General features: G+C 45.2%; 17 protein-coding genes and 1 pseudogene. 11 read left to right on the forward strand and 7 right to left on the reverse strand.

All coding sequences use genetic code 11. From position 1 onward, the window contains the following. Nucleotides 1-235: 235 nt before the first annotated feature. The 3 genes from O9334_RS04965 to O9334_RS04975 all read left to right on the forward strand — a co-directional run bounded on the left by O9334_RS04965 (nt 236) and on the right by O9334_RS04975 (nt 2,981). Nucleotides 236-1,387, forward strand: coding sequence for a DUF3747 domain-containing protein (locus O9334_RS04965; protein ID WP_045361126.1), 1,152 nt, complete (start codon nt 236-238; stop codon nt 1,385-1,387). A 135-nt stretch (nt 1,388-1,522) separates the two neighbouring features. Beyond that, nucleotides 1,523-2,648 (forward strand): peptide chain release factor 2 gene (gene prfB, locus O9334_RS04970; RefSeq protein WP_190381079.1). Its coding sequence is split into 2 segments (ribosomal slippage): nt 1,523-1,594 and nt 1,596-2,648, totalling 1,125 coding nucleotides; the frame shifts between segments, so codons are not numbered across the junction. 81 nt (nt 2,649-2,729) lie between these two features. Beyond that, nucleotides 2,730-2,981, forward strand: a complete 252-nt coding sequence (locus O9334_RS04975) for a DUF8653 family protein (protein WP_002739055.1) — start codon at nt 2,730-2,732, stop codon at nt 2,979-2,981. A 92-nt stretch (nt 2,982-3,073) separates the two neighbouring features. On the opposite strand, the gene hemH is transcribed toward O9334_RS04975, so the two are convergent. Next, the gene (gene hemH, locus O9334_RS04980) at nt 3,074-4,237 is read right to left on the reverse strand and encodes a ferrochelatase (protein ID WP_045361122.1); all 1,164 of its coding nucleotides are present in this window, start codon (nt 4,235-4,237) and stop codon (nt 3,074-3,076) included. Nucleotides 4,238-4,356: 119 nt separating this feature from the next. Here hemH and O9334_RS04985 point away from each other — a divergent pair, with 119 nt between their 5' ends. From O9334_RS04985 to O9334_RS05000, 4 genes are all read left to right on the forward strand, one after another. After that, nucleotides 4,357-4,980 (forward strand): class I SAM-dependent methyltransferase, encoded by a 624-nt coding sequence (locus O9334_RS04985; protein WP_045361251.1) that lies wholly within the window; start codon nt 4,357-4,359, stop codon nt 4,978-4,980. Nucleotides 4,981-5,096: 116 nt separating this feature from the next. Further along, nucleotides 5,097-5,651: a YqeG family HAD IIIA-type phosphatase gene (locus O9334_RS04990; RefSeq protein ID WP_045361120.1), complete on the forward strand. Its 555-nt coding sequence runs from the start codon at nt 5,097-5,099 to the stop codon at nt 5,649-5,651. Between the two features lie 493 nt (nt 5,652-6,144). Continuing rightward, nucleotides 6,145-6,933 (forward strand): ECF transporter S component, encoded by a 789-nt coding sequence (locus tag O9334_RS04995; protein WP_045361119.1) that lies wholly within the window; start codon nt 6,145-6,147, stop codon nt 6,931-6,933. Nucleotides 6,934-6,990: 57 nt separating this feature from the next. Beyond that, complete coding sequence (locus O9334_RS05000) at nt 6,991-7,233, forward strand: hypothetical protein (protein WP_045361117.1); 243 nt, start codon at nt 6,991-6,993, stop codon at nt 7,231-7,233. Here the strand turns inward: O9334_RS05000 and ilvC are convergent. The 3 genes from ilvC to O9334_RS05015 all read right to left on the reverse strand — a co-directional run bounded on the left by ilvC (nt 7,230) and on the right by O9334_RS05015 (nt 10,209). Continuing rightward, complete coding sequence (gene ilvC / locus O9334_RS05005; protein WP_045361115.1) at nt 7,230-8,222, reverse strand: ketol-acid reductoisomerase; 993 nt, start codon at nt 8,220-8,222, stop codon at nt 7,230-7,232. The genes O9334_RS05000 and ilvC overlap by 4 nt on opposite strands. 529 nt (nt 8,223-8,751) lie before the next feature. Beyond that, nucleotides 8,752-8,880 (reverse strand): hypothetical protein, encoded by a 129-nt coding sequence (locus tag O9334_RS05010; protein WP_260441226.1) that lies wholly within the window; start codon nt 8,878-8,880, stop codon nt 8,752-8,754. A gap of 126 nt (nt 8,881-9,006) precedes the next feature. Continuing rightward, on the reverse strand, nt 9,007-10,209 hold the full coding sequence (locus tag O9334_RS05015) for a tetratricopeptide repeat protein (protein WP_287999615.1): 1,203 nt from the start codon (nt 10,207-10,209) through the stop codon (nt 9,007-9,009). 654 nt (nt 10,210-10,863) lie between these two features. Between O9334_RS05015 and pilM the strand changes: the two genes are divergently transcribed. The 4 genes from pilM (at nt 10,864) to O9334_RS05035 (ending at nt 15,742) form a co-directional block, all read left to right on the forward strand. Next, complete coding sequence (pilM, locus tag O9334_RS05020; RefSeq protein WP_045361113.1) at nt 10,864-11,979, forward strand: type IV pilus assembly protein PilM; 1,116 nt, start codon at nt 10,864-10,866, stop codon at nt 11,977-11,979. Between the two features lie 9 nt (nt 11,980-11,988). Beyond that, nucleotides 11,989-12,759 (forward strand): PilN domain-containing protein, encoded by a 771-nt coding sequence (locus O9334_RS05025; protein WP_045361110.1) that lies wholly within the window; start codon nt 11,989-11,991, stop codon nt 12,757-12,759. Beyond that, complete coding sequence (locus O9334_RS05030) at nt 12,756-13,556, forward strand: hypothetical protein (protein WP_045361109.1); 801 nt, start codon at nt 12,756-12,758, stop codon at nt 13,554-13,556. Before O9334_RS05025 ends, O9334_RS05030 begins: the two co-directional genes overlap by 4 nt. A 92-nt stretch (nt 13,557-13,648) precedes the next feature. Next, the gene (locus tag O9334_RS05035; RefSeq protein WP_045361107.1) at nt 13,649-15,742 is read left to right on the forward strand and encodes a secretin GspD/PilQ domain-containing protein; all 2,094 of its coding nucleotides are present in this window, start codon (nt 13,649-13,651) and stop codon (nt 15,740-15,742) included. A 167-nt stretch (nt 15,743-15,909) separates the two neighbouring features. Here the strand turns inward: O9334_RS05035 and O9334_RS05040 are convergent, their stop codons facing one another. The 3 genes and pseudogenes from O9334_RS05040 to O9334_RS22800 all read right to left on the reverse strand — a co-directional run. Further along, nucleotides 15,910-16,032 (reverse strand): hypothetical protein, encoded by a 123-nt coding sequence (locus O9334_RS05040; RefSeq protein WP_274518360.1) that lies wholly within the window; start codon nt 16,030-16,032, stop codon nt 15,910-15,912. 67 nt (nt 16,033-16,099) lie between these two features. Beyond that, nucleotides 16,100-17,146 carry a S66 peptidase family protein gene (locus tag O9334_RS05045; RefSeq protein WP_045361105.1) on the reverse strand — a complete coding sequence of 349 codons (1,047 nt, stop codon included), beginning with the start codon at nt 17,144-17,146 and terminating at the stop codon, nt 16,100-16,102. 39 nt (nt 17,147-17,185) lie between these two features. Further along, nucleotides 17,186-17,314, reverse strand: a pseudogene (locus O9334_RS22800) (polyhydroxyalkanoate biosynthesis repressor PhaR); the annotation flags it as partial. Nucleotides 17,315-17,467 lie beyond the last annotated feature (153 nt).

The raw sequence follows: 17,467 nt of genomic DNA on the forward strand, positions 1-17,467 counted from the left end.
TTTTGCTGTGACCAGTAAACAGTGAACTAAAAATTCAAATCTGATCCCTGATAGCTGTCCCGGAGTCCCCGTCTCCTGACGACCGTCTCCTGACGACCGTCTCCTGTCTCGACTAGGAAATTAATTTTGCACGACTACTTAAAACTATTTCCCCTAGGAAAACAAAATTCTCTCGCTTGCGTCTAGATCGATAAAATAAATGCAAGTACGATCTCCATAACAACGCACTCTATTTATGAATCTAAAATCATCCTTAAAATTTACCCTACTGTTTTCACTTCTGGGGGGTTGTCTCCTGACTACACCTAGTCAAGCGACTCTCTTTGAACAACGAGAAGTTAATCAAGAGGATTTTATCGCTATTGCCCGACCCTACGGTAACGGTAAATACGATTTACTGATTTTGCAACAAATCCCAGGAAAACGCCAATGTTGGGCGGTAAATGGCACAGAACCGACCATTGTTCAGCCTCTGCTCCTCGATTTCGATTTTACCGGCAGTTGTGAACGGGCCACCGACAGTAACGGTTATTCCCTTCGCATTCAGGGCAAAGATTACGGTTTAGAATACCTGCTGCGTATCGTACAACGCAACGGGGAATTAGTCCTCGTGGGAACCCCCCGCAATCCCAGGCAATCGGAGGTAATTATTGGACGGACAAAAGGTTTAGGGACCGGTTTAATGCAAATTTATCTCATCGATGGCTGGCGCTTTACTAAACGCAGTCTAGCCAGTCAAAATCTCAGTCATATCTATCTAACTGCCGATAGTCCCAATTTCAATCCTCCCCCGGAATTACTCGCGGGTACCCAATCGTCTATCCCCCCCACACCCCTCCCCAGAGAATCCGTCAAAGCAGAAACACCGGTTAATCCTGCTGCTAATCCCGAAGTGCGAGAATATACCTTTACGGCTGCAGAAACAGCAGTACAGAGCAATCCTCGGCCAGGGGTCACTAATCCAGTACCAGAGCCAAATTTTACGCCACAGACCCCTGTTACCCCTAATTTACCTCCCCTGACTCCTCCCCTTCGACTTGGCTCAGGGCAAGCCAATGCTCAGAATAATAATGCAATTGTACCACCCCCGCCGCCGCGCAACCTAGGCAATCAGAGAAGTTTATCGGATGTGATTACTTTTAATCGACCGGCTGCTAATCCCAGTAGTGGTAATATGAGCAATAGTGGCCGCAAAGGCTTTAAAGTAGTAATTGAAGCTAAAACCGAAAGCGATCGCACTAAGGTTCGTTCTCTCTATCCCGACGCTTTCCCCACTTCCCACCAAGGTCGTCGCGTCTGGCAAATAGGCGCGTTTAGCAGTCGCGATAAGGCTGAAAACGCTTTACAAACTCTTGCCCCCCTGCGCGGATCGATCGTACCATTTTAGCCTTTAAAAATTGTTAGATGCCCCCCTTATTAAGGGGGGATTAAGGGGGGATCGGCACCCCCCTTATCAAGGGGGGCAGGGGGGATCGAACCCAAAATCTATCGTTTAATTAGAACCACTTACTTAACTGATAACATGGAAATATCGGAACTAAAAAAAGGTATCGAGATAGTAGGATTGCGCCTGGGTAAAACCCAGGACTATCTTTGACTTACCCACTTTAAGGGCGAAAATTAAAGACTTAGAACAGGTGGCAGCCGTCCCCACTTTTTGGGATAATCCCGATACTGCTCAAAAAACCCTGCAAGAACTAAACGAATGTAAATCTTCTTTAGAAACCTATCAGGGTTGGTGTGAACAATTAGAAGATACCAAGGCAATTATCGAGTTATTAGAATTAGAGTCCGATCGAACTTTACTAGAAGAAGCGACGGACAATTTAACTCATTTACAGCATGACCTCGATCATTGGGAATTGCAACAGCTTTTAAATGGTCCCTACGACCCAAAAGGAGCAGTTTTAACGATTAATGCGGGGGCCGGGGGAACCGATGCCCAGGATTGGACAGAAATGCTCCTGAGAATGTATTCTCGCTGGGCCGAGAAACAGGGTTATAAAGTCACTTTAGCGGAAATATCAGAAGGAGATGAAGCGGGAATTAAATCGGTGACAATTGAAATTGCCGGAACTTATGCTTACGGTTATCTGAAAGGAGAAAAAGGCACCCATCGGTTAGTAAGAATATCCCCTTTTAATGCTAATGGTAAACGTCAAACCAGTTTCGCCGGGGTGGAAGTGATGCCAATTTTGGGCGATGATGCGGTGAGGGTAGAAATTCCCGATAAAGATTTAGAAATTACCACCACTAGATCGGGGGGAAAAGGTGGACAAAATGTTAATAAAGTGGAAACTGCCGTGCGTGTAGTTCATCTTCCCACAGGTATCGCTGTGCGTTGTACCCAAGAGCGATCGCAATTACAAAATAAAGAAAAAGCCCTAGCTTTATTAAAGGCGAAATTGTTAATTATCGCTCGGGAACAACAGGCTCAAGCGATCGCCGAAATTCGCGGCGATATGGTGGAGGCCGCTTGGGGCAATCAAATCCGTAACTATGTTTTTCATCCCTATCAATTGGTTAAGGATCTCCGCAGTAATGTGGAAACCACTGATGTTAGCGGGGTAATGAATGGGGATTTAGATAGCTTTATTGAAGCCTATTTACGTTTGGGCGGGAACAGTGCGGGTTATACTGATTCCTAAGATGAGAGCAGCTCTATTTTCTTGCAAATTCTGTTCTTATTGCTTGTTAAGCTATTTGTCCTCTACTAAGAAGAAAAATCAATGGTTATTATCGAGATTACCAATGTGGAAGAAATATTGAGCGCAAAAATTGGCTCTTTCGCCGCTAAAATCGTCCAAGCTCTAGCAGATGATGAAGGGAAAGTGGAAGAGGTTCTCATCAAAGAATTACAGGCTAATTTTCAGGAAAGGGGGATTAAAGCTAATCTGTTTAGCGTCACTGGGTTAGATATGCTCGGCAATGGCAGGCTAGAAGTTAACGTTAATGTTCGTTCTGCTAATATGATGTCCTAAGAGATAAAATCGCCAATGGTTGGGTTAAATATAGTTAAACCCAACCTTATTTTGGTAGTTACCATCAAAAGCAATGGCAGCGAAGATCGAGGTTATAATAAACCAACAAAATGTAACGGTCCTTGACCGGTAATTAATTCGATAATAATTGCCAGAAAACCGATCATCGCTAATCGACCATTCCACACCTCAGCTGCCGTTGTCATCCCCCATTCCCAACGCTCCTGGGGATACATTTTCATATTCGCTTTCGGATGGGTAATTTGCTCGAAAGTGGTGGGTTTTTCCTCTAAGGATTTGACCACTAACTGGGAGAGAGATTCGATAAACATCGGGTGAGTGTTAAGAGCCGGTACTCGCTGAAAATGTTCAATTCCCGCTTCTTCCGCCACTTCTCGGTACTCTATATCAATTTCTTGCAGAGTTTCGATATGTTCCGAGACAAAGCTAATCGGCACGACCAGTAAATGCTTAATTCCCTGCTCTCCCAACCCTTTTAAAGCATCTTCAGTATAGGGTTTTAGCCATTCCACCGGACCGACGCGACTTTGATAGGCTAAAGTGTACTGATTGGGTCGGTTTAGCGTACGCATGATCGCCCTAGTGCATTCTTCAATTTCCCTTTGATAAGGATCTCCCGCTTCCTCCACATAACTTTGGGGGACACCATGGGCGCTAAAAAAGATATGTACTTGGTCAGGATTAGGACACTGCTCTAATTCTCGCGCAATCAGATCCGCCATAGCGCTCAGATAAGTGGGATGATCGTACCAAGAGGGGATGAGAGTATATTCCGTCAAACGCAGATAGGGATCCTGCTGCCACATTTCCTCCAGTACACGAAAACTGGAACCACTGGTGCTGATGGAAAATTGGGGATAAAGGGGAAGAATAACCAATTTTTTGATATGATCCCGTTTAATCCGCTCGATCGCCTCTTCGGTGAAGGGATTCCAGTAACGCATCCCGATATAAACGCTCACCTCGCGCCCCATTTCCGCGAGACGTTGTTGCAGTGCCGTGGCCTGTGCTTCCGTAATCTTGAGTAAAGGGGAGCCACCACCAATCTGACGGTAATTTTCCCTGGATTTACTCGCTCTTAGCGTCGATATTAACCAAGCTAACGGTTTTTGTAATCCTTTGATCGGTAAACGGATGATCTCTGGGTCAGAAAAAAGGTTAAATAGAAAAGGACGCACATCCTCTAACCGCTCCGGCCCACCCAAATTTAATAATAAAACGCCAACGCGACCCATAGTGTTAACAGATAATTTTTAAATTTTCAGATTCTTTACCAAGTTTAACAATATATCGGTGGAACCGTTAAAACAAATTACAGGCTACAGAGAACTTAATCAAATCTTGGAGGTTGATCTTGGCTACAATTTTACGTCCCCTCAGTTATCAATATCAATGGCTTTACGATGGTATCTCCCGTCTGGCTGCCCTAGCGGTGGGTGGGGAGTCCTGTTTTCGGCAATTGGCCCTAGAAGGTTTAAAAATCGCTAAAAATGACCCTATCCTCGATCTCTGTTGTGGTGCGGGTCAAACCACCCGTTATTTAGTACCCCTATCCGATCGCTGTACCGGTTTAGATGTCTCTTTCCGGGCCCTGGAGCGAGCTAGTTTAGCGGTGCCGCAAGCGCATTATGTGGAGGGATTAGCCGAAAAAATGCCCTTTAGTGCCGGAGAATTCGCCCTTGTGCATACTAGCACCGCTCTCCACGAAATGGAACCGGAGCAGTTACAGGAAATCCTTAAAGAAGTGTATCGAGTTCTCAGACCGGGGGGAATTTTTGCCCTCGTGGATTTTCATCGACCCACTAACCCGCTTTTTTGGCCTTCTTTGGCCCTATTTTTGCAATTATTTGAAACCCATACCGCTTGGCAATTTATCGATACGGATCTGATCCAATCTTTACAGGCGCTCGGTTTTCGTGATTGTCAACAAAAATTATACGCTGGTGGCAGTTTACAGGTGATTCAAGCGGCCAAGTGAAGGGATTGACCGGGGAAGATTTTCAGAGGCAGTCGGTCATTTATACTAAATAAGGCAACGGTTTTTTGATCAAGCTGAGTTTGATCGACTCAGTGCCAGTTATTTTTGAGAAGTTAATGACTAGAGCAAAAATTCTACAACCTGATTTAATTTTAGGGGATACGATTCTCGGTCTCAGTCTGGAGATTTTGAGTCAGCGTCAGATTAAGGGATTGATTCTCGATGTGGACGATACCCTTGTTCCCCTCCAGGAAACCACGGTTTCTGAGGATTTACAGCGTTGGGTCGATTCCTTGCGTCTTTATCTACCGATTTGGTTGGTCAGCAATAATCTGAGTGAAAATCGGATCGGTGCGATCGCTGATAATTTACAACTTCCCTACCTTCTCGGTGCGGTGAAACCCTCTCGACGCAAACTTCGGCAAGCGATGGCAGCCATGGGACTTCCCCCCCAACAAATTGCTATGGTTGGCGATCGCTTGTTTACCGATGTTTTAGCGGGAAATCGTCTGGGAATGTTTACCATTCTGGTGAAACCAATGGTAAATCCCTTGACGGGGGGGCAAGCTTATCCAATCCACGATTTTGAGGTGTGGATATCACAAATTCTCGGCGTTTCCCTCCATCCGCAGCATTACTTAATCAAACCTGACCAATCCTCACAAAAGTAAATATTAAAAAATAATTAAGTATAGAGGGAAATAGCGAAAAGTAGGAGATACTATAGATAATTTGAAATGAGGTCAGCCAAGATAAAGACCTTAAATATATGAAAGTCAGTAGATAGACGGTGCCAGTTTTTGCGGATATACGCCAAAAGCTGGTGCTACTGTTTTTTAGTTTTATCTGTTTGGATGTCATACTAAATCCGGTTATTAAAAACTGATTATTTATTCTCCGTTTTGCAAGAGTGCCTCTTGCCTCTTGCAAGAGTGCCTCTTGCCTGTCCTGATATGTAGCCTATACTCAACGGATTTAGATCACATTACCGTGCGGTCTTATCGAAAAAATCAATCATTGCCCGAAGAAGATCAAACCAGAGGATGATAGGCTGAAATCTCCCCCCCCTTGCCACCCCGACGTCGGGGGGGTTGGGGTGGTGTTGCCTCTTGCAAGAGTGCCTCTTGCCTGATCCCAACAAGCAATTTAAATTCTTAACAGCTTATGACCCTAGATATTATCCCCGAAGGGGAAGAACGCAAAGTGGAAGCTGTCAGTAGTGCCGCTATTGATGGTGCGCCGATCGCCTATATTGTCGTCTTAGCCGCCATTGTCACTACCCTTTCTTTTATTCCCTTCTCGATTGTCCTCGCTTCCGGCGGTAGTATGCCCCTCAGTCAAGCGGTTTTTCCCCTCTTGGGTTGGTTACTCGGCCCGATCGCTGGAGCGATCGCTGGTGGCATCGGGGCCTTAATTGGGGCTTTCCTCGCCCCCTACACGGCAGGAATTCCCGCTATTTCGGTCTTTGGGGCAATTATAGCCAGTTTTGTGGCGGGAACGATGGTTTTAGGCAAAAAACGCCGTTATTGGTGGTTAGGATTAACGTTAATTTTTCTGATTCCCCTGTTTATCTACGCTAACCGGGCGATCGGACTGAACGGCATTTCGCCACGAATCTTTATTGCTGGGGCTTTCGTCGATTGGTCGGCTTTGGTATTATTTATCCTACCAACCCGGACTCTTTTTACCCATTGGATCAAAGGTAGCAATTTTGTCCTAGTAGCGGCGGGAATTTTTGGGGGTACCTGGACCGCCAGCGGCCTCTCCCATTTAGGGGTCGTCGCCATTACCTACTCGATTTTTAACTGGCCCGAAGAAGTCTGGATCGCTTTAATTGGGATCGTTCCCGTAGAAAATCTGATTCGTTCCTTTGTCGGTATGGTGATCGGTTGTGGTGTGATTGCCGGTTTACGGGCGATCGGTCTGGTCAAATCAAGAGAGGCGATCTACTAAAATGGAAATAATCGGCTAACAGTTATAAATAAACTTTTGCGCCGAATCATCAAGAGTATGCCTAAGAGATTTATTTCCGTCATCCTACTCTTTGGTGCCCTCGGTTTCGTCACCGTCGGCGATATTTTTTTGCCTCGACCTTGGAGTAGCTATAGCCGCAATACCAGAGAACAAATTAATCGGTTGATAGTGTCCCTAATGCCCAAACCCACCCCAGAACCCCCCAGTCAGCAGAGGGAGACGCAACAGGAAGAATTCCTGCGTCGCGTCCAACCCTCCACCGAAAAAAAAGAGAACTAGCGTTTTAGCCAACTCATCATCGCCCGCAGATCTTGGCCGACTTCTTCGATCGAATGTTCTGCCTCTTGACGACGCATCGCAGTGAATCCAGGTTTACCTGCTTGATTTTCGAGGACAAACTCTCTGGCGAATTGTCCCGATTGAATTTCCCGGAGGATTTTTCGCATTTCGGCCTTAGTCGCTTCCGTCACCACCCGCGGACCGCGAGTATAGTCACCGTACTCGGCTGTATTGGAAATACTATCGCGCATTTTGGCCAAACCGCCCTCGACGATCAGATCGACGATCAGTTTTACCTCGTGTAAACACTCAAAATAGGCTAATTCGGGCTGATAACCGGCTTCCACGAGGGTTTCAAAGCCAGCTTTAATTAAAGCGCTTAAACCGCCGCATAATACTGCCTGTTCGCCAAAAAGGTCGGTTTCTGTCTCCTCGCGGAAAGTGGTTTCCAAAACCCCGGCCCGAGTGCCACCGATACCTTTAGCGTAGGCCATTGCCCGATCGCGTGCTTGGCCGGTAGCATCTTGATAGACGGCGAATAAACAGGGGACCCCTTGACCTTGTTCGTAGGTGCGACGGACGAGATGGCCAGGTCCTTTGGGAGCAACCATAACCACATCGACATTATCTGGGGGAACCACTTGACCGAAATGAATATTAAAGCCGTGGGCAAAAGATAACACCTTGCCTGCGCTTAAATTCGGGGCAATTTCGTTGATATAAATCGTTTTCTGCACTTCATCTGGTAAGAGGATCATGATCCAGTCGGCAATTTTAGCGGCTTCGGCCACATCATAAACCGGAATACCAGCTTCTTTGGCTTTGATTGCCGATTTACTGCCGGGATATAGACCAACAATCACATTAACGCCACTATCCTTGAGATTTAATGCGTGGGCATGACCCTGGGAACCATAACCAATAATAGCGATCGTTTTTCCCGCTAATAAATCTAAATTGGCATCCTCATCATAGTACATTCGTGCCATCGAACTCGCTCCTTAACTTCTTTTGTCACTGTGCAAACTCCTAATTATACGGGAAAATCACGCCCGTCAGAAGCATTTGATCGCCGGTTTCCTGAAGTCACGAAAAAATAGTGTCTAGAAAAAATGAACTAGGCTAATCCGCTTCGCGCTTGATTAGCTTTGGAAACGCTAATCTCACAGATTTTGTGCTTTTGACGCTTCCTTTGGCAGACTTACCGTTTGAGTCCTGACGGCTCGACTAGGCAACGGGAGTGTCAACATCCACGTCTGACGACGCTAAGCTGTTCGTAATTTAAATTGCTTGTTGAGACGAGGCAAGAGGCAAGAGGCAAAAGGCAACAGTAAAGGGATTGGGGGCGGTTCGGCTAATCTAAGAGTAAGCGGTTTAAATGCGTCTTAGCTTAGTTCCTAACACCGTGGCTAAATATTTAGTTTTAGCCAGAAATATCTAAGGGGACAAAACCTAATTGACCAATTGTCAATAGAGTTTTAGCTGCACTCACCCTGAGACTTTCTTGAGTATTTATATTTAGTGAATTGTTCGGCTTTTTCTGTCTTTTCCTTTGTCTTTTTCCACCTGCGGAATTTGGGTTGTATTGATTCGGACAATACCCGATGAGCCTTTTTCTGTTAAATCTTGAGGAGTCGTGCGTTTCATTTTTGAATTGGCGTTGTTTTACTCCCTGATGGAAAAAGTCCTGAGCAGTTGAGGCAGCATTGACTTAAGCGATCGCATTTAAAGGTAAAGATTAAACGGGCCGAATGTTTTAGGTTTACCTTGAGTTTATTGCTGTAATTCTTTCAACAAATCTAAGACTTTTTGAGCTTTTGCCGTGTCACCCTGTTGCCGATATAAATTGGCTGCTTTTTGCAAGTCGGCGATCGCTTTTTGACGGTTTCCTGACATTCCATAGACAAGCCCTCGCAGGTTGTAAGCATCAGCATAGTTAGGATCGAGGCGAAGAGTTTGGGTGTAGTCGGCGATCGCTTTTTGATATTCTTTTAATTGACCATAGGCATTACCTCGAAAAAGGTAAGCACTAGCATCGTTAGGATTGAGACGTATCACCAGGTTAAAACCTGCGATCGCTTGCACAAAATCTCCTTTTTTCCATTCCTCTATTCCCTTATTTAAAAAGAACTGGGCAAAGGCTAGTTTAGAATTAGGGTTTGATCGCATGCTATCGATCAAATCCTGAGTTACTTTGATTAAATCTATGGTTGTCTGGTATGCTTCTGTATCTCCCTGTTTTTGAAGTAATTCTGCCGCTTTTCGTAGCTCTGTGATCTGATTTTCTAAATCTCCTAAACCCTTATATGCCATTGCCCTGCCCATGTAAGCTGGAGCATAGTCGGGTTTGAGTTGAATCGCTTGGCTAAAATCGACAATTGCACCATCAAAATCTGCTTTGTCATATTTATCCATCGCCTGAACAAAAAAATTCTCAGCAGTGCTTCCATTGGAAAAATATTGAGCGAGTACGTTAGTATTGGAGATACTTTGTTGAGGTGTTCTTAATTTATTCTGAGCAATTTCTCGGCCCCTAATTGCTTGAGTGAAATTAGGATTCAGTCGTATTGCTGGATCATAATCGGCGATCGCTTTTTGAGAATCTCCCAATTTATCATACAAAGTTGCTCGGTTATAGTAAGCTGCTGCTGAATTGGGATTAAAGCGAATAAATTGGTTATAATCAGCCAGGGATTGGTCATATTGCTGTAAACGACTATAGGCAATTCCTCTGTTGCCATAGGCTTGAGCATAGTTAGGATTAAGACGAATGGCTTCATTAAAATTATTAATGGCAGCCTCTAGATCACCTTGTTGTAATCTTTTTACTCCCTGATTGAAAAAGTCCAGAGCAGTTGAGGCAGCATTGACTTTAGCGAGCGCATTTAAAGGTAAAGATTGAACGGGACCAGGGAGAGAAAGGAAGCCTAAACCGAGACAGAGGGTGATTAAGATAGAGAAAGGACGGAGAAACATGATTGATTTTCCCTGGCAATGTTTTAGGTTTACGTTGAGTTTATTTTTGTATTATTTTAATAACTTCTAAGATTTCTTGAACTTTTGTCTTGAGGAGTCCTGCGTTTCATTTTTGAATTGGCGGGCCGTGAAAATGCCTCTTAGCTTAAAACCCGATGCCCGACACCCGACACCCTGCCCCCACGAAAAACTTTTTGCCGCAAACCCTAACTAGGGAAAGCTGACTTGATCTAGTGGAGTAGAAAAAAAGGGGGGGGTAATGGCCAATTTTTAGCTTGGACTTGGTTCTTTCACCAAAATTGATTACAATGTCACCATCAATAGGCACTTCCTCTCCTCTCACCCCCTCGAGATTAACCTCGAGCTGAACAAAGATAATCGGGTTACGGCGGTTCCTCTATCTATCTGGCACAGACAACTCCTTATTGGATAAGCCTTGACCCTTAGAAGATGTACCAGACTGAGCCTGAATCCGCCGTAGCGAGTACAGGAATAGGTTCTCTACTCCTCGATTTTCACCTTTTCTGGGTAATTTACCCAGTCAAGATCGTTTATAGACTGATTTACTGCCTTGATCGGGACTAGATGAAATCAGGTCAAAAAATTGTTTGCTTTGTTAATCACCAATTCCCTTAGAGCTGCCGAGGAAAATCTATGGTAAGTTTTTTTAAGAAGCTGTTGACAAGAAAATCTCCAGGTGTTGGCTTAGAGATTACCCCAGAGCGCATTAACGTCGCTCAGATCGCCAAACAGGGACAAAACTATAAATTAGTTAAATATTGTTCGTCGGATATCCCGGAAGGCATCTTTGAGGAGGGAAAAATCGCCGATTCCCCCGCTTTAGCGCAATTAATCCAAGAATTACTCAAGGAAAATCAAATTACTAGCAAACAAGTCGCTACTGGTGTCCCCATGCGCGAGTCAATTATCCGGATTATCCCCATTCCCTCGGAATTGGACGATCAGGAATTGCACGATACAGTCTTAAATCATGAGGCCAGTTTATATCTGCCCTATCCTCGCGAGGAAGTGGATCTCGACTACCAAAAACTGGGCTACTTTCAGGGTGAAGACGGGATTGAAAAGGTACAAGTCTTATTAGTTGCCACTCGTCGGGAAATCACCGATGCCTATAGGTCAACCTTCCAACAGGCAGGATTACAGGTAGATGTGCTAGAAATTAATAGTTTTGCCCTAATTCGGACAATTCGCGAACAGTTGCGACAATTTAGTTCCAATGAAGCCGTCGTGATTGTCGATATAGAATTTGATAACACGGAAATTGCCATCGTGGTGGATGGAGTTCCCCAATTTTCTCGCACTGTCCCCATCGGTACTTTCCAGCTACAAAATGCCATGGCCAGGGCGCTGAATTTGCCCACCTCTCGCAGTCCTGAGATTCTTTTGGGGATGACAATCCCGATTACTGGCTTTGATAGTCTTAGCACCAATACTGGCACTTCGCAAGTCTCTACTAACGCTGGGATAATGGCACTGATGCGGGTTTTAGGAGAATTAACCGATGAATTGCGGCGATCGATTAACTTCTATGTTAACCAAAGTGAGCAACTGGAAATCGTCCAGTTACTTTTAGCCGGTCCCGGGGGGGGAATAGCACAACTAGACGAGTATTTTACCCGACATCTCAGCGTCCCCACCATGCCAATCGATCCGATCGCAGCGCTAAACTTAGATATCAATCAAGAGATTCCCAATACCCGAAGACCGGGGTTAGGAACAGTTCTCGGTTTAGGATTACGGGAGGTATAGACAAAAATTATGTATAGTCTTGACGTTAATTTTCTCAAGGATCGCCATCTTAAGCAAACGGGCGAAAAAACCACCGCGGACAAGATGCCCACCGCTATTAACCTGAGTAAACAAAAACCCCTGTTGATCGGTGTGGGAGTGGGGGCCGGATTATTGGCCCTGACGGGATTACTCGGTTTAATCGTCGGTTGGCAAACCAGCGCAACTCAGGCCACAATTCAGACACTGGACGGGAAATTAGGTCAACTGCAAGGCCAAAGTAAAAAAATAGAGGATTTAAAAGGGCAATTAACGGCGGTAGAAGCAGAAAATCAAGCTCTGGTAACTGTATTCAATCAGATTAGGCCTTGGTCAGCCATTCTCCAAGAAATTCGTCTACAAACTCCCCCTAGTGTCCAGCTAACCAGTCTGCAACAGGTGGATGTTCCCGCAAACCCGGGGCAAGGGCAACCGAATCCGGCTACTCAGTTAAAAATTAGTGGTTTTGCCAGTAGTTACGAAGCAGTCAATGATTATCTCTTAACCCTACAAGCTTCTCCTTTTTTACAGGGTAAGAAAACGGTGATCGAAAGTGCTGCCCTGGCCGATTTGCCCGTACAGGTGGCCAATGAGTACAAAAATATTAGTGTTAGTTTCCCCCAAGCGGTTCAATTTGTGATCACCGCCCAATTAAGTGATACCCCCGCTACTGAACAACTGAAACAGCTGAAACGTAATGGAGCGGAAGGAGTTGTCACTAGGATTAATACCCTCAAAGACCAAGGAGCCATTCAACCATGACCTTTACTGAAGAATACATTGCCAATGAGGACAGGGAATTAGAGGAACTTGACCAGTATCCCACCGCTTTCGGGATAACTTTTACTCCCCGCAATAGTGGCATCACCGCTGGTGTGGTGGGTTTACTTGGCTCCCTCTATCTGCTTTTTAACTGGGTGATACCCGCTTATAGTATCTTGCAGCAACTGCAAATCGATAAAGATAGCAAACAACAACAGGTAGATCAACAAACAAGCGGTCTCGGTGCCACGGAATTCCAAAAAATCGAGAGTCAGTTGCAACAAAAAGAGGCAACTAAACAGCAAATTCTGGCGCTTTTTGCTCAAGAAAAGAACTTAAGCACAATTCTCTTAGATATTAGCAAGATATTTAAGTCTCACAATGTTAAGCTGATTAGTTTCCAGCCCCAAGGACTAGAGCCGGTGCTGGTCTCCGATAGTTCCCTCGGTAGTGCGGTTAATAATAAGCTCAAGCGTCAAACTTTTAACGTCAAGATCGAAGGGAACTATACTAACAGCCAAAAGGTGATTCGGGATTTAGAAAGATTACAACCGCTGATTTTGCTGAATAGTCTCAATACCCAGATGGAAAAGGAAGGATCGGCGGTTAAAGTGGTTAGTACCGGTAACAATAAAGCCACTATCGAGCGCCAAGGCGATCAACCCGTTACTACCACCTTTCTTCTCAATGTGATTATTCCTCTCAATGCTGAAGAATTGGCGAAATTAGCACCGCCCCCCCCCGCTGAAGGTCAACCACCCGCCGAAGGTCAACCCGCCGCTAGTCCGCCCCAATAGGAGAACTTTCAATGATTAAATAGTCTTGATTCCATTGTCAGTATTGCGTTTTTTATCCGTTGAATCCCCTAATTGTGAGGAGTGAAATTAAAGTGAATCAGTCTCGCTATGCCCTGTTTATCCCGCAAATTGCCTCGTTTTTATTGATGGCTCCCCTGAGCGCCTTGGCCGAAACCCCCGAATCCTTCGATGGTTCAGAGTTAAAATCTAGTACATCAAAAATTGAATTTTCGCAAGAGTTTAGTCAAGAAAATTTACAAAAAAGACCTAAGAATTTCGTTCCCACCCCCGATGCCGTACAAAAGGAAATCAGCGATCGCATTTTAGCCAGTGAAAAACTGCTCGCCCAAAGTGCGCCCCTTGTTCCCAACCCGGAAATTATCATTCAAGGCGCCCCCCAAGCTCCCGGCGCTCCCACCCTACCGCGAGCCGTCGCCCCACCGGTGGGAGACATTGCCATCTCTAACATCGATGCTAGTGCCGAAAAGGTCAAATTTGATCGCAATGTCACCGTACCTCGTGTTTTACTCCGGGAAGCTTCCGCTAGAGAAGTGTTAATGACCCTTGCTAACATTGCTGGTTATAACGTCGTTTTCACCAGCGCCCAGGGGGAAGCTAACGCCACTTCTCAGACAGTTTCCTTGGAATTTACTAACGAATCGGTGGAAAGCATTTTTAACGCCGTGTTGTTAGTTTCCGGATTACAGGCCAACCGTCAGGGTACAACTATCTTTGTTGGGGCGCAATTACCCCAAGGCGCTCGCAATCTGATTAGCCGCACCCTGCGTCTCAACCAAGTTAAAGCTGTCGCCGCCGCCATTTTCCTCGCCACCCAAGGGGCAGAATACCAGCGTTTAGTTACCCAAACCGAGGATATCGTCGATCCCCTCACCGGACGGGTGACTGGTCGCCGGGATACTCCTCCCACCCTAGAGCCACTGGCCCCCCAAAACACAGAAGGCTCAAAAGCGGCCTTACTTTTAACTGGTTTAAGAATCGCCGCCGATGATCGCCTTAATTCTATCAATTTAATCGGCGAACCCCGCCAAGTCCAGATCGCCACATCTTTATTAACCCAACTGGATGCCCGTCGCCGTCAGGTAGTGGTCAATGTGAAAGTTATTGATGTCAACCTGCTCAATACCGACAGTTTTAGCAGTAGTTTTTCCTTCGGTTTTAACGATGGTTTCTTCGTTCAAGATAACGGGGCAGCAGTGCTGAACTTTGGTAATATGAACCCACCCACTAGCTCAACTGTAGGCAGACCGGGGGCTTTTGCACAGCCTGTTGTACCGATTTTTGATATCATATCGGGTACGGGGACAGCAGAAATTCAACCTTTTTTTGACATTCAGAATGGCGCTCCCTTTGGGCGTGTTAACCGGGGACCGAATGACTTTTCAGGGGGTCTGACACCCTACTCGCGCCCTAGTTTTGGTCGCACTGTTAACCCCTTCCAACCCGGATTGAGTGATATTACTATTGACCCAGAGACGGGAATAATAGAGTATGAATACGAGCCCCCGACCCTCTTCCAATATCCCCAAAAATTCCTGATGACCCTGCAAGCGTCAATTCAGACAGGAAATGCCAAGATTCTCACCGATCCCTCGCTGGTGGTGCAGGAAGGTCAACAGGCCACCGTTAAGCTGACCGAGAAAGTGCTAGAAAGTGTTAACACACAGGTGGATCCTCTCAGTGGCGTACGCACCACTACCCCTGTACTGGCCGATGCTGGATTAACTTTAGCGGTAAACATCGATCAGGTGGATGATAACGGCTTTATTTCCCTGTCCGTTAGTCCCACTGTTGCCACTCCGGGGTCTCCAATTGAATTTGATAGCGGTGGTCTCACAGTCAACACCCTTACCCCCCTGATTCGTCGGGAATTAACTTCTGGGGTGATTCGTCTCCGGGATGGACAGAGTTTAATTCTTTCCGGCATTATCCAAGAGCGCCAACAGACTAACGAGACAAAAGTGCCGATTTTAGGCGATATTCCCATTTTAGGGGCTTTATTCCGCAGTCGTAGCAATAGCAATACTCGCAGCGAGGTGATCATTCTCCTCACTCCCAAAATCATCGAAGATACGGCCACCTCTACCCTCGGCATCAACTATCAACCTGGCCAAGACGCGGCGGAAATGCTTCAGCGTCAAGGTTTCCCCGTACAACCGCGACAGTAATCAGTAATTAGTTATCAGTAATCAGTAATCAGTAATCAGCTATATATTTTTAGGGATTGCCAATGATAGTGACCAACAGTGCGAGTGACTATTTTAATTATGAAAGTTTGACTGGAATCCAGATCAAGCAGCCTTAAACTTGAAAAAATACGGTGTGTCATTCAGGGTTATGGTGATGAGCAAATATTATCGAGGAAAGGGCGAATGCAATTCGCCCCGACAATAATATTATTGCGCCAATGGTAGGGGCGCACCGTGGTCAGTGAGTTGATCGAACTGCGTGCGCCCATAATGTAACTTCGCCAGTCTAAATATTCCGTTATCAGTTAAAAAAGGGAATAGCAACAGTCACCTATTTTACGGTTTACTAACCGCCGATTCTAACATAGTAATTGTTCCCTGATTCGCATCAAATTCTACTGCAATACCGATGGGAATAGTTTCAATAATTTCTAAATGTCCGATAGTTAATCCTAGACAAGCGGGAATTTTTAAGGGTTGAATATATTCTCGGATCACTTCTTCTAAAGTCAAGGAACCATAGTCACTATTGGCGCTACAATTGCTGCATTGACCGAAGATAAAACCAGCTAAATTATCGAGAATTCCCGCTAATTTTAATTGATTTAACAGGCGATCTATTTCATAAATATCTTCACCAATATCTTCTAAAAATAGGATAGCACTGGTAAAATCTGGTAGATAGGGAGAACCTGCGATCGAGGCTAAAGTGGTTAAATTACCACCGATTAATTTACCTTTTGCTTGACCTTTAGTAATAGTTTGAATCCGATTTTTTACCCGCATTAAACGATTGGCATCATCGGGATCGGGAATATTTCTAAAAGTCAACTTTTCCCCGGAAAATAAAACCTGTCGAAAGCTTTCAGTTTGAGCGGTGCGCCAACTAGAAAAGCCATTGGGAGCATGGAAAGTAACTAAACCAGTTTTGGCATAAATAGCTAATAATAAAGAAGTTATATCACTAAAACCACAGATAATTTTCGGATGACGGCCAATTAAATCGTAGTCGAGATAAGGTAATAAACGAGCGCTTCCCCAACCGCCGCGAATTGGTAAAATTAGGGCAATATTATCATCGGCAAAAAATTGATTTATATCCGACGCTCGCTCCCTATCTTTACCTGCTAAATAACCATAACGATCTAAAGCGTGTTGACCAACTTTTGGGACTAATTTTAAAGCTTTAACTGCTTCGATAACTATATTCAAATCATCTTCTTTAAAAGTTGCCCCCGCCGGACTAATAATACCCACTCCGTCCCCCGGTTGTAGATGTGGCGGTTTAATCAGAGGAAAATTAGTGCTAACGACTTTTCTAGGAACTAGGGAAAAACTAACAGCAGTTAGGGCGGAATTAGTGAGAAATTGACGGCGCTTCATCCTGATAGTTTTTAGAAAAATTGCAAGGGAAACAAGAATTTAGGGATTACTGCTCAGAAAAAAAGTTTTCACATATTTCTGGTTTTCCTCCCATGAGTTTAGTCGATTTTCTATTCCCTCAACTTTTCCCGTTAACACCGCTTGCCCTATCTTTAAATCCGTCACATCGTAACCGTTCAGGGGGGGGGATGTCAAGCCGCCAGTGGCATTGACTCTGTGGAAGGACTCTCCTGGGGCAGCAGAGAAGGAGAAGAACTGCCTTTCCTAGAGGCATGGATACTACTCTCCCACAGTAGCCGCTCTTTTCTACGCCTTTTTAGA

The organism is Microcystis sp. LE19-8.1F (genome assembly GCF_027531715.1).
In the GTDB taxonomy this organism is placed as follows: domain Bacteria; phylum Cyanobacteriota; class Cyanobacteriia; order Cyanobacteriales; family Microcystaceae; genus Microcystis; species Microcystis wesenbergii_A.